The following is an 11,970-nucleotide window of genomic DNA, read 5'->3' on the forward strand; positions in this document are numbered from 1 at the left end:
GCTCAGCCGCGGCGGCCGCTGAACTCCATGTCGAAGGCGACGATGTTGGAATAGATCGGCGTGCCGACATCCATCTGGTAGCGCGACCGGAACACCTTGCCGCTGACATGGAAGCGGATCTGCCCACCCTTCATGCCCTGCAGCTCGACGGCGAACTTTTCGGAGAAGGTGTGGCCGCGCGCCGTCAGTTGTCCGGTGATGACGGCCGAATTGTCGCCGGTGCGCTGCACCGACGTCGAGCGGAAGATGATCTGGCGCGAATTGGCGACGTCGAAGACAGCGTCCGACTTCAGGAAGGCATCGATGCGGCCCTGGCCGGTGCCGACGCTGTCGGGGAAGATGGTCAGGTCGACGCGTGAACGGCCGATATCGCCGCCATCGATGCGGATCGTGCCCTTGAACTGGCCAAAGGCGCCGTTCAGCCCGCCACCGCCGATCTTGCCGATGGCAAAGCGGATGCTCGAACCGTTGTTGGAAATGGCATACCGGCCGGCGGCATCCGACAGCGCCACCGCCGAGGCGGTGCTGTCGACCAGGCCGAAGGCAACGAGGGCTGCTACGCCAAGAACACGCAAAGACATGTCACCATACTCCCTGAGGGCACGGCCCATATGAGCCGCGCACCGAGACCAACGAATCGGCCTCGGCTGCTATTCCGGCTTTCGCGCCCGTCTTGCGATAAGGGGCGAAATCATCCTGACCAACACGACATCGCGCAGCCAGAAATGGTGTCTCAGCGCCGCGAGAATGTGCAACACGACCAAAGCGATACCGGCATAGGCGAGCCATTTGTGGCCGAAGATCCAGAAGTCCTCAGCCTGCTCGGAGACGCCGAGCGGCAGATGCGGCATGACGAAGAGATTGAACGGAACGGATGGGATTTCGAGCACCGAGACGGAAACCAGCACCCAACCCGACAACGGCACCACAAGCTGCGCCGCATAGAGCAGGAAGTGCACCGAGGGAGCCGCCAGCCGCTCCATCGGCCCGACCTCTTCGGGCAGTTCCGGACTCAGATTGGCGAACCGCCAGCCGATGCGGATGAGCACCAGCCCGAGCAGCAGGAAGCCAAAGGATTTGTGCAGCTGGATCAGCTCAAAGGCGGTGCGCTGGCTGGCAATGCGGACCATCGTCCAGCCCAGCGCGAACTGGCCGATGAAGATCAGCCCGATCAGCCAATGAAGGATGATGGCGGCCCAGCCGTAGCGGGTTGTCGTGTTGCGCAGCATCGCTGGCTTCAACGTGCGGGAAGGGCGAATGTTTCCCGGCAACGAGCAAGGCCGGGCGCCAGGCCCGGCCTTTTGTTCGTATTTGGCTACCCGGAGGTCAGCTGCGCAGCGCGCCGCCGGTCTGCTTCTTGACGTTCTCGACGATACGGGCCGCGAGCGCCTCGAAATCCTGGTCGGTCAGCGTCTTTTCGACCGGCTGGATCGACACCTCGATGGCGACCGACTTCTTGCCTTCGCCGAGCGACGCGCCTTCGAAGATGTCGAACACCGACACAGCAGTGATCAGCTTCTTGTCGGCAGCGAGTGCCGCGCGGGTCAGGGTGCCGGCCTCGACGGCCTTGTCGACGACAAAGGCGAAGTCGCGCTTGACCGCCTGGAAGGCCGACAGATCGAGCCTCGGCTTGGTCTTGGTCGGCTTGGCCTTGGGCTCGGGCACGGCGTCGACGTAGACCTCGAAGCCGCAGAGCGGGCCCGACACGTCGAGGCCTTCGAGCGTCCTCGGATGGAACTCGCCGAAGGTGCCGAGCACGACCTTGGGGCCGAGCTTGATGACGCCGGAACGGCCAGGATGGTACCACTCAGGCGAGCCGGTTTCGATCTGCAGCCGGTCGACGGGCGCGCCGCAGGCTTCGAGTGCGGCGATGGCATCGGCCTTGGCGTCGAAGACGCCGACATTGCCCGCATTGCCCGACCAGCTACGGCCCGAACCCTCGAGCTTGGCGGTGCCGCGGCGGACGCCGGCGGCGACGCGACGCTGGCCCTCGGCCGTGTCGCTCTCATAGGTGCCCGAGACTTCGAACAGCGCGACGTCGCCGACGCCGCGGTCGGCATTACGCTGGGCGGCAGCGATCAGGCCCGGCAGCAGCGAAGGCCGCATGTCGGACATGTCCGCTGCAATCGGGTTCGACAGCTTGAGGCTGGGCTGGCCGCCGCCGAACAGCTCGGCGTGCTTCGCCGGGATGAACGACCAGGTGACGGCCTCCATCATGCCACGCACGGCAAGCGCGCGCCGCGCCGAGCGGGTGCGTATCTGCAGCGTGGTCAGGATCTTGCCGTTGACGGCGTCATGGGCGCCCAGCGGCTGCGGCGCGATGTTGTCGACGCCGTGGATGCGCATGACCTCTTCGACGAGGTCGGCCTTGCCGTCGACATCGGGGCGCCAGGACGGCACGGTGACATCGACGACGTCGCTGCTGCCGTTCACGCCGAAGCCGAGGCGGGTGAGGATGTCGAGGCTTTCGGCCTTCGCCACCTCGATGCCGGTCAGGCGCTTGATCTCCGAAAGCGGCAAGGAAACGACCTTGGCCTTGTGGCCGGCATAGCCGACAACATCGGTCTTCGTCGGCTGGCCGCCGCAGAGCTCCAGCACCAGCTTCGTCGCCAGCTCGACGCCGGGAACCATGAATTCAGGGTCGACGCCACGCTCGAAGCGGTAGCGCGCATCGGTGATGATGCCGAGCGTGCGGCCGGTGCGGGCCGTGGTGATCGGGTCCCAAAGCGCCGATTCGATCAGCACGTCGGTGGTGTTCTCATCGCAGCCGGAATGCTCGCCGCCCATGATACCGGCAATCGACTCGACGCCGTTGTCGTCAGCGATGACACACATCTCGGTGGTCGGGGCATATTCGCGGCCGTCGAGCGCCATGACCTTGTCGCCCTCGCGGCCACGGCGGACAACCAGATTGCCGGCGACCTTCCTGGCGTCGAAGACGTGCAGCGGCCGGCCGCGGTCGAAGGTGACGTAGTTGGTGATGTCGACCAGCGCGTTGATGGGGCGCAGGCCGATGGCGAGCAGGCGCTGCTGCATCCACTTTGGCGAGGGGCCGTTCTTGACGCCGCGCACAAGGCGCAGCGCGAAGCCCGGGCAGAGCTCCGGCGCCTCGATCGAGACCTTGACCGGGCAATCGCCTTCGCCGGCGACCGGCGTGACAGCGTCGCCCTTGAGCGTGCCGAGGCCGGACGCCGCGAGGTCGCGCGCGATGCCGTGGACGCTGGTGGCGTCGGGGCGGTTGGGCGTCAGGTTGATCTCGATCATCGGGTCGTCGAGATGAGCATAGGCGGCGAAGGACGTGCCGACAGGCGCATCGGCCGGCAGGTCGATGATGCCGTTGTGCTCGTCCGACAGCTGCAGCTCGCGCTCGGAGCACATCATGCCGTGGCTTTCGACACCGCGGATCTTGCCGACCGACAGCGTGACGTCGATGCCGGGAACGTATGCACCCGGAGCGGCGAAGGCACCGACCAGGCCGGCGCGCGCATTGGGCGCGCCGCAGACGACCTGGACCGGCTTGCCGTCGCCGGTGTCGACGGTCAGCACTTGCAGCTTGTCGGCGTCAGGATGACGCTCGGCCGTCAGCACCTTGGCGATGACGAAGGGCTTGAGGGCCGCCTTGTCGTCGACGGATTCGACTTCGAGGCCGATCGAGGTCAGCCGCTCGACGATCTGGTCAAGCGTGGCGTCGGTGTCGAGATGATCCTTGAGCCAGGAGAGGGTGAATTTCATGGGTTCACTCGTTTCGTGTCGTTGCGGTCGAGCACTTCCACCACGCGGAACCGCTCACAAACCAAAATCATGTCAGGCGCATAACCGCCGTTGCGGGCGAAATAGGCCTCGTGGGCCTCTCGCCAATAGTCGTAGGACAGGTCGCCCTCGCCTTCCGCGGCGGCAAAGGCGGCATCGACCTCGTCGAAGCGCTTGTGCTCGACCGATACCGTCTCGATGACCGCAGCGCGCCGGCCCTGGCTATCGAGCACGACATCCCTGCGGCCAACCTCGGGCACCGGCTCGGCGCCGCCAAAATCGCGCAAGGCACCGCAGGTCGCGGTCTTGCGGCCCGACAGCACCAGCGCCAGCAACTCGTCAGCCAGTTCGGGACTGTCGCCGAAAGCGAAGGTCACCGCACCGGCATATCGGTCGGCGGCGTCGATCATGCGCTCAGGCCACCGAACAAGGTCGGCATGTCGAGCGGGCGGAAGCCGTAATGCTGGAGCCAGCGGACATCGGCGTCGAAGAAGGCGCGCAGGTCGGGCATGCCGTATTTCAGCATGGCGATGCGATCGATGCCCATGCCCCAGGCGAAGCCCTGGTATTCGTCGGGATCGAGGCCGCCATGGCGCAGCACGTTCGGATGGACCATGCCGCAGCCGAGGATCTCCATCCAGTCGTTGCCCTCGCCGAAGCGCACTTCGCCGGGACGCGAGCGGTCGCACTGGATGTCGACCTCGAGGCTCGGCTCGGTGAACGGGAAGAAGGACGGGCGGAAGCGCATCTTGACGCTAGGCACCTCGAAGAACGCCTTGCAGAACTCCTCCAGCACCCACTTCATGTTGGCGATGTTGGCGGTCTTGTCGATCACCAGGCCCTCGACCTGATGGAACATCGGCGAGTGGGTGGCGTCGGAATCCTGGCGATAGGTCTTGCCCGGAATGACGATGCGGATCGGCGGCTTCTGCGTCTCCATGGTGCGGATCTGCACCGGCGACGTGTGGGTGCGCAGAAGCTTGCGCTCGCCATTCTGGTCGGGCGGGAAGAAGAAGGTGTCGTGCATCTCGCGCGCCGGATGCCCCTCGGGGAAGTTCAGCGCGGTGAAATTGTAGTGGTCGGTCTCGACATCGGGACCTTCGGCGATGGCGAAGCCGAGATCGCCGAAGATCGCCGCGATCTCGTCAATGACCTGGCTGATCGGGTGGATACGGCCGCGCTCGGCTGGCGACTGGCGCACCGGCAAGGTGACGTCGACCTTTTCGGCGATCAGGCGTGCATTGATGGCAACGTCGCGCAGCTCGCTCTTGCGGGCGGACAGCGCATCGGTGACGCGGTTCTTGAGGCCGTTGATCGCCGGGCCCTTGGTCTGGCGCTCTTCGGGGCTCATCGCGCCGAGGGTCTTCAGCATCTCCGAGACCGAGCCCTTCTTGCCGAGGGCTGCGACGCGCACCGCCTCGATCGCCTGCTCGTCGACGGCGGAAGCGATGTCGCTCAGCAGCGACTGTTCGAGAGTTTCAAGATCGCTCATGGTCCAGTTCCGTTGCGGCCCTAGCGGCCCTTCGTTGCTGCAAAGAAAAACCCGCGCCAGCCGTGCCAGCGCGGGTTTCCCAAATCAAGTCTGTGATGCTTGGGAAGGCGCTGGTTAAGCAACAGCGCTTTCAAAAGCATTCGGGGTGGTGTTCTTGAGGTACTCAAGAGCAACCTTGGCCTTGGCCACGAGCGCGGCGAATGCCTGCGGCTCATGGATGGCCATGTCGGAGAGGATCTTACGATCGATCTCGATGTTGGCCTTGTTCAGGCCGTCAATGAAGCGGCCGTAAGTCAGGCCGTGCTCGCGAACCGCGGCGTTGATGCGCTGGACCCACAGGGCGCGGAAGTTGCGCTTGCGGTTCTTACGGTCGCGGTAAGCGTACTGCTTCGACTTTTCCACTGCCTGCTTGGCAATGCGGATGGTGTTCTTGCGGCGGCCGTAGAAGCCCTTGGCAGCCTGCAGAACCTTCTTGTGCTTGGCGTGGGCGGTTACGCCCCTTTTTACACGTGCCATGTCATGATCTCCTTAAAACGCTATCCAGGCCGAGTGCTCAGAGGCCGTTCGGCAGAAAATTCTTGATGACCTTCTTGCCGTCCGGTTCAGCCAGAACCATCGTGCCACGGGCATCGCGAATGAACTTGTTGGAACGCTTGATCATGCCATGGCGCTTGCCGGCGGCAGCCGCCAGGACCTTGCCGGTCGCGGTGATCTTGAACCGCTTCTTGGCAGCGGATTTGGTCTTCATCTTGGGCATTTTGCTACTCCGTTCTTCAGGATCCCGTTGCACCCGAAAGCGCTGTCGAAATCCCTTCATGTTGTTGTTTTCAGGCCGACCAAAGCCCGAAAAGCAAATGAAACCGCCACGGCATGCCCTGCCGGGCGGTTCTGGGACGCGGCTATATACGCGGAAGTTTGGCGCAGTGCAACACCCTGAAAGGGGCGCAAGAGCAATGAACCCGCGGCCTCAGGGGAGGCGGAACAGCACCGGCAGAGCGCCGGTGACCTGGGCGTGGTCGATCAGCTCGAACACAGGAAGGGCCACCAGAAAGACGAGACCGTCAAGCAACGTGTTCAGCAACAGCTTCGGCTTGAAGCGGCCGGTGTCGCCCTCCTTGTAAAGGGAGATGTCGGGAACGAAACGCGGAACCCGGGCGACATAGGCAGCGTATTCGGGGCCGAAGAGGTGTCCGAGGTGCTTTTCCTCGCGCAGGATGACGACGTGGAAGGCAAGGGCACACATGAGCGCAAAGCCGATGCTGACGACGATCGAGCCCATCTGCGCGCCGACGCCGGCGGCAGCCAGCGTCGAGAAGACATAGAGCGGATTGCGGGTCATCGAATAAGGTCCGCCGGTAACGATCTCGCCCGACTTGCGCCCCCCGATGTAGAGCGTGCACCAGAGCCTGCCGACGATGCCGAGGAAGATCATCAGGATGCCGGCCATTTCGACGACTTCATGGATCGTCGTGTCGGGCGGGAAGGAGGACTGGCCGAACAGCAACGCTGCGAACAGCGCCACGATCAACGCGGCAAGCACGATGCGGCGCCTGTGCTGGTAGCTGCCCAGGCCCTTGTATTCCGGCTCGCTCATTGCTTTCCACTCGCCAGCCGCTCGCTTGTGGCGAGTTTGTCGCTCGGCGCCTTGCAGGAGAAATGGCCTCGTTCCGGCAGGGCTGCCGGAAGCCGCGGAGCGCTGCGCGTCCTTTCGGACGCGCAAAAACGCTCCGGCAGTGTCAGTCGCGCCGAGAACCCCGAAAATCTATGTCGATTTTCGGGCGGCTCTCGCACCAGGCGTCAGCGCGGCGCGAGCACCATCATCATCTGGCGGCCTTCGAGCTTGGGCTCGGCCTCAACCTTGGCGATGGCGGCAGTTTCCTCACGGACCTTGTTGAGGAGCTGCATGCCGAGTTCCATATGCGCCATCTCGCGGCCACGGAACCTGAGCGTCAGCTTGACCTTGTCGCCTTCCTCGAAGAAGCGGCGAACCGCCTTCATCTTGGTCTCGTAGTCGTGGTCGTCGATGTTCGGGCGCATCTTGATCTCTTTGATCTCGATGACCTTCTGGTTCTTGCGCGCCTCGGCCGCCTTCTTCTGGTTGGCGTATTTCAGCTTGCCGAGGTCAAGAATCTTGACGACGGGCGGCTGGGCGTTGGGGGAAATTTCTACGAGATCGAGGCCTGCCTCTTCGGCGGCCAGGAGTGCGTCGTTGATGGAAACATCGCCACGGTTGGAACCGTCGACGTCGATCAACTGGACCCGGGGAACCCGGATGTCACGGTTAGCGCGCGGGCCGTCCTTGGTGGGTGCGGCTGCTTTAAAAGGTCTGCGAATGGTCGTTGTCTCCTCGAGCCATTGACGTTGTCATGTTTGCGGACGCGCCAATGTGGGGAGCGCGCGGGCGAAGTCAATAACACAGCACTCGCAACAAATCACCTGCTTCCGCACATGCGAACTGCCCCAAAAGAACGATTCTTGCGGCACTTTCCGCATCGGGCCGGCTGTGCCACAAGTCCGTGCCGAGGGGATTTGACATGACTGCCAGCACACCGGACTTCATCGAGGTCGACAACACCCGCATCGCCGTAAGGTATCAGGACGGCGCAGCACCCGGCGTTGTCTGGCTCGGCGGCTACAAATCGGACATGCTGGGAACCAAGGCGGAGACGCTGGCCACCTGGGCCGCAGGCGAGGGGCGCTCCTTCCTGCGCCACGACTATTCCGGCCACGGCGAAAGCGGCGGCGCCTTTGCCGACGGCACGATCTCGAAATGGCTGGCCGAGAGCCTGGCGGTATTCCGCCAATTCACGAAGGGGCCGCAGGTGCTGGTCGGCTCGTCGATGGGCGCCTGGATTGCGCTCAGGATGAACGACGAACTCAACAAGGCAGGCGAGGGCGACCGCGTCGCCGGCCTCGTGCTTCTGGCACCGGCGCCCGACTTCACCGCAGAGCTGGTCGAACCGGCGCTGACCGAGGCGCAGCGGAAAGACCTCGCCGAGAAGGGCTATTTCGAGGAGCCGTCGGAGTATTCGCCGGAGCCCTACATCTATACCCGCGCCCTGATCGAGGACGGCCGCCAAAACCTGGTCATGACCGGACCGATCCACACCCATTGCCCCGTCCACATCATTCAGGGCCTTGCCGATCCCGACGTGCCACACAGCCACGCGCTGAAGCTGATGAGTCTTCTGCCCGCCGACGATGCGACGCTGTCGCTGGTGCCCAACGGCGACCACCGGCTGTCACGGCCCGAAGACCTCGATCTGTTGACCCGCGCGGTCAGCGAAATGAATAGCCGGGTGGGCTGAGCGCATGCGCATCTCGATCCCGATCTCGGCCTTCGTTGCGGCAATCGTCGGCTTCGGCGGCACGCTGGCGATCATCATCGCCGCCGCCGACGCCGTCGGCGCGACGCAGGTGCAGACGGCGAGTTGGGTGACCGCCATCTGCCTTGCCATGGCGCTGGAGACCGCATGGCTGTCGTGGCGGACGAAGATGCCTGTCATCACCGCCTGGTCGACGCCGGGCGCGGCACTGATCGCGGCGAGCAGCGGCTTCACCATCGGCGAGGCGGTCGGTGCCTTTCTCGTCACCGGCGTGCTTCTGGTGCTGACCGGACTGATCAAGCCGCTGACGCAGTTGATCTCGCGCATCCCGGCCTCAGTTGCTTCTGCCATGCTGGCCGGCATCGTCGTGACCTTCGCCATCAATGCGGCAAAGACCGTGCCGTCCGACCCATGGCTGATCCTGCCGCTGATTGCCGCGTTTTTCCTGATCCGGCTCTACAATCCGGCGCTGTCGGTTCTGGTCGTGCTGGTCGGCGGCGGGTTGGCGGCGTTCCTCACCGGCCGCGTCGGCGGCCTGCCGGCACCGGAACTGTCGACACTGACGCTGATCGCGCCCGAGTTCACCGCCACCGCCATCATCGGCCTGGCCGTGCCGCTCTACCTCGTCACCATGGCTTCGCAGAACCTTTCCGGCCTCGCCGTGCTGCGCGCCGCCGGCTACCACCCCGAGCCCGGCCCGCTGATCGGGGTAACCGGGCTGTTCTCGGTGCTGTCTGCGCCGTTCGGCGCCTCGACCACCAATCTCGCGGCAATCTCGGCGGCGATATGCACCGGCCCGGACGTGCATCCCGACATGAAGGAGCGCTGGAAGACGGGACCGTACTATGCGCTGGCCTATGTCGTCTTCGCCGCCTTCGGCGCCTCGCTGGTGGCGATCTTCGCGGTGCTGCCGCCGAGCCTGATCGTGCTGGTGGCGGGGCTGGCGCTGATGGCCTCGCTGGCCAATGCGCTGGCGATCGCGCTCAAGGACGAGCACCATCGCATGGCCGCGACGACGGCTTTCGTCGTCACAGCCTCGGGGCTGACGCTGCTCGGTGTCGGCTCGGCTTTCTGGGGACTGGTTGCCGGATTGGTCGTTCTGGTGCTGGAAAACTTGAAAAAGGGCTAGGATTCGCAAGGCCTTGTCCGGTTTTGCCCGGCACCGTCTTGAATCGCCATTTTTGTCTTCCCATCTCGATTCCAAGCAGCCGACCTGGCTGCCACCGATAGAAGGAACGGGAGACAGATGAACACGACTGCACTGATCCGTCCGGCCTGGACGCCGGCGACCATCGCATTGATGGTGATCGGCTTCATGGTGTTCTGGCCGCTCGGCCTCGCCATGCTTGCCTACATCATCTGGGGCGACCGGCTTGACGGTTTCAAGCGCGACGTAAACCGTGCGACCGACGGCGTCTTCGCCGGCTGCCGCCGGGCTTCCTACCGGGCCAGCGCCCAGACCGGCAACGTCGCCTTCGACGACTGGCGCGAGAAGGAACTCGAGCGCCTCAACGAAGAGCGCCGCAAGCTGGACGAGATGCGCGACGAGTTCGACACCTATGCCCGCGAACTGCGCCGGGCCAAGGACCAGGACGACTTCGACCGCTTCATGGCCAAGCGCAACAAGCCGACGGCACCCACGGTCACGCCCAAGAAGGGCGGCAAGTCAGGCCTGCTTGACGACTGAGGCCGCACCCACGCGATGAACGCCAACGGCGCCGTGCATGCGGCGCCGTTTTCTTTTGCTCCGATTTCCCTCGAATCATCTAGTCTCGCCCCATGTCCTTTGGCTTCTTCCGCAAGCTGACAAAGCCAGCGCCTGCTCCCGTCCAGGAGCGGGATCACGTCGTCGCGGGCCGCACGCTGCCGCTCAGGATCGTCGAGAACGACCGGGCGCGGCGGCTGACGCTGCGCATCGACGCCGGCGGCCGCGGCCTGCGCATCACCGTGCCGCCCGGCCTGCGCCAGGGCGAGGTCGACCGGTTTCTCGACCGCCACCAGGGCTGGTTGGAACAGCGCCTCGCCAAGGTGCCTGACAGGCCGCAGGTGCGCCCGGGCATCAAGATCCCGATCCGCGGCACCCCGCATCTGATCGTCCATGAAGGCGGAACGCGCGGAACGGTGCGCCAGTCGCAGGACGAAAGCGGACCGACGCTTGTCGTTCATGGCGACCGCACGCATCTGGCGCGACGCGTCGCAGACTTCCTCAAGCGCGAAGCCAAGCGCGACATCGAGGCGATGGTGGCAAAGCACTGCGAGGCCGCCGGCCGCCGCGCCAAGGCGATCCGCTTCCGCGACACGTCGAGCCGCTGGGGCTCGTGCACCTCGGACGGAACCCTGTCGTTCTCATGGCGGATCATGATGGCGCCGGCGCCGGTGATCAACTACCTCGTCGCCCACGAAGTGGCGCATCTCAGGGAAATGAACCACGGCCCGAAATTCTGGAAGCTGTGCGAGGAGCTTTGCCCCGACACCGAGCGCTGCAAAGCCTGGCTCAAGCGCAATGGCGGAGCGCTGCAGGCGATACAGTTCGAATGAGCGGCTTACCCTCCCCCTTGTGGGGAGGGTCGACGCGAAGCGGCGGGGTGGGGGTCAAAGGACGACTTGCTTATAACCGGCCGTACGCCTCACTACCCCCACCCCGGACCTGCGGTCCGACCCTCCCCACAAGGGGGAGGGTAAGGCATTCGCTCTTTTCCTCGACTTCGCCGCCTTTTCGTGCCACTCCCCAGCCATGGCTTTCGACATCAAAATCTGCGGCCTCAAGACCGATGAGGCGCTGGCAACTGCGCTCGACAATGGCGCGAGCCATGTCGGCTTCATCTTCTTCGCCAAGAGCCCGCGCAACGTGTCGCCCGAAGACGCCGGACGGCTGCGCGAGGCAGCGCGCGGCAGGGCCAAGGCGGTCGCCGTGACCGTCGATGCCGACGATGCCTTCCTCGACGAGATCGTCGCCGCCATGGCGCCCGACATGATCCAGCTGCACGGCAAGGAAAGCCCGGCGCGGGTGGCCGAGGTCAAGGCGCGCTACGGCCTGCCCGTGATGAAGGCTTTCTCCATTCGCGAGGCAGCCGATTTCGAGGCGATCGCACCTTATGCCGGTGTCGCCGACCGCCTGCTTTTCGACGCCAAGCCGCCCGCCGGCTCCGAATTGCCCGGCGGCAACGGCGTCTCGTTCGACTGGCGGCTGCTCGCGGGCCTTGACGCCTCCGTCGATTACATGCTTTCGGGTGGGCTGAACGCCGTCAACATCGGCGACGCCATCAAGCTCGCAAACCCGCCCGGCATCGACATTTCCTCGGGCGTGGAAAGCGCACCGGGCGTCAAGGATGCGGCGCTTATCGAGAATTTCTTCAGGGCCGTCAGGGCAGCTAGCGACCGCAGCGCCGCCTGATCGAGCCT

Annotated in this window: 14 protein-coding genes; 5 read left to right on the forward strand and 9 right to left on the reverse strand. The window is 64.8% G+C overall.

Translation table 11 applies throughout. The annotated features are described in order from the left end of the window. Positions 1-2: 2 nt before the first annotated feature. The 9 genes from GGQ99_RS15875 to infC form a co-directional block, all read right to left on the reverse strand. The gene (locus GGQ99_RS15875) at positions 3-581 is read right to left on the reverse strand and encodes a YceI family protein (protein WP_183263289.1); all 579 of its coding nucleotides are present in this window, start codon (positions 579-581) and stop codon (positions 3-5) included. 69 nt (positions 582-650) lie between these two features. Continuing rightward, positions 651-1,229 (reverse strand): cytochrome b, encoded by a 579-nt coding sequence (locus GGQ99_RS15880; protein ID WP_183263290.1) that lies wholly within the window; start codon positions 1,227-1,229, stop codon positions 651-653. 97 nt (positions 1,230-1,326) lie between these two features. Then, positions 1,327-3,732, reverse strand: coding sequence for a phenylalanine--tRNA ligase subunit beta (gene pheT, locus GGQ99_RS15885; protein WP_183263291.1), 2,406 nt, complete (start codon positions 3,730-3,732; stop codon positions 1,327-1,329). Then, a complete protein-coding gene (locus GGQ99_RS15890) occupies positions 3,729-4,160 on the reverse strand; it encodes an ASCH domain-containing protein (RefSeq protein ID WP_183263292.1) in 432 nt (143 codons plus the stop codon). The genes pheT and GGQ99_RS15890 overlap by 4 nt, the downstream gene beginning before the upstream one ends. Beyond that, complete coding sequence (gene pheS / locus GGQ99_RS15895; RefSeq protein ID WP_183263293.1) at positions 4,157-5,242, reverse strand: phenylalanine--tRNA ligase subunit alpha; 1,086 nt, start codon at positions 5,240-5,242, stop codon at positions 4,157-4,159. Before pheS ends, GGQ99_RS15890 begins: the two co-directional genes overlap by 4 nt. 114 nt (positions 5,243-5,356) lie before the next feature. Then, positions 5,357-5,758, reverse strand: a complete 402-nt coding sequence (rplT, locus tag GGQ99_RS15900) for a 50S ribosomal protein L20 (protein WP_055981977.1) — start codon at positions 5,756-5,758, stop codon at positions 5,357-5,359. 37 nt (positions 5,759-5,795) lie between these two features. Further along, positions 5,796-5,999 carry a 50S ribosomal protein L35 gene (gene rpmI / locus GGQ99_RS15905; RefSeq protein ID WP_055981974.1) on the reverse strand — a complete coding sequence of 68 codons (204 nt, stop codon included), beginning with the start codon at positions 5,997-5,999 and terminating at the stop codon, positions 5,796-5,798. Between the two features lie 210 nt (positions 6,000-6,209). Further along, on the reverse strand, positions 6,210-6,836 hold the full coding sequence (locus tag GGQ99_RS15910; RefSeq protein WP_108606115.1) for a methyltransferase family protein: 627 nt from the start codon (positions 6,834-6,836) through the stop codon (positions 6,210-6,212). Between the two features lie 203 nt (positions 6,837-7,039). After that, complete coding sequence (infC, locus tag GGQ99_RS15915; protein ID WP_082496743.1) at positions 7,040-7,576, reverse strand: translation initiation factor IF-3; 537 nt, start codon at positions 7,574-7,576, stop codon at positions 7,040-7,042. A 200-nt stretch (positions 7,577-7,776) separates the two neighbouring features. Here infC and GGQ99_RS15920 point away from each other — a divergent pair, with 200 nt between their 5' ends. The 5 genes from GGQ99_RS15920 (at position 7,777) to GGQ99_RS15940 (ending at position 11,962) form a co-directional block, all read left to right on the forward strand. Continuing rightward, positions 7,777-8,550: an alpha/beta hydrolase gene (locus tag GGQ99_RS15920; protein WP_183263294.1), complete on the forward strand. Its 774-nt coding sequence runs from the start codon at positions 7,777-7,779 to the stop codon at positions 8,548-8,550. A gap of 4 nt (positions 8,551-8,554) precedes the next feature. Then, positions 8,555-9,697 (forward strand): benzoate/H(+) symporter BenE family transporter, encoded by a 1,143-nt coding sequence (locus GGQ99_RS15925; RefSeq protein WP_108606117.1) that lies wholly within the window; start codon positions 8,555-8,557, stop codon positions 9,695-9,697. A 117-nt stretch (positions 9,698-9,814) separates the two neighbouring features. Beyond that, positions 9,815-10,255: a DUF2852 domain-containing protein gene (locus GGQ99_RS15930; RefSeq protein ID WP_183263295.1), complete on the forward strand. Its 441-nt coding sequence runs from the start codon at positions 9,815-9,817 to the stop codon at positions 10,253-10,255. Positions 10,256-10,347: 92 nt separating this feature from the next. Continuing rightward, the gene (locus tag GGQ99_RS15935; RefSeq protein ID WP_108606119.1) at positions 10,348-11,106 is read left to right on the forward strand and encodes a M48 family metallopeptidase; all 759 of its coding nucleotides are present in this window, start codon (positions 10,348-10,350) and stop codon (positions 11,104-11,106) included. A gap of 196 nt (positions 11,107-11,302) precedes the next feature. Then, positions 11,303-11,962 (forward strand): phosphoribosylanthranilate isomerase, encoded by a 660-nt coding sequence (locus GGQ99_RS15940; RefSeq protein ID WP_183263296.1) that lies wholly within the window; start codon positions 11,303-11,305, stop codon positions 11,960-11,962. Positions 11,963-11,970: the final 8 nt, after the last annotated feature.

Origin of the sequence: Aminobacter niigataensis (genome assembly GCF_014200015.1) — a bacterium.
GTDB classification, from domain to species: domain Bacteria; phylum Pseudomonadota; class Alphaproteobacteria; order Rhizobiales; family Rhizobiaceae; genus Aminobacter; species Aminobacter niigataensis.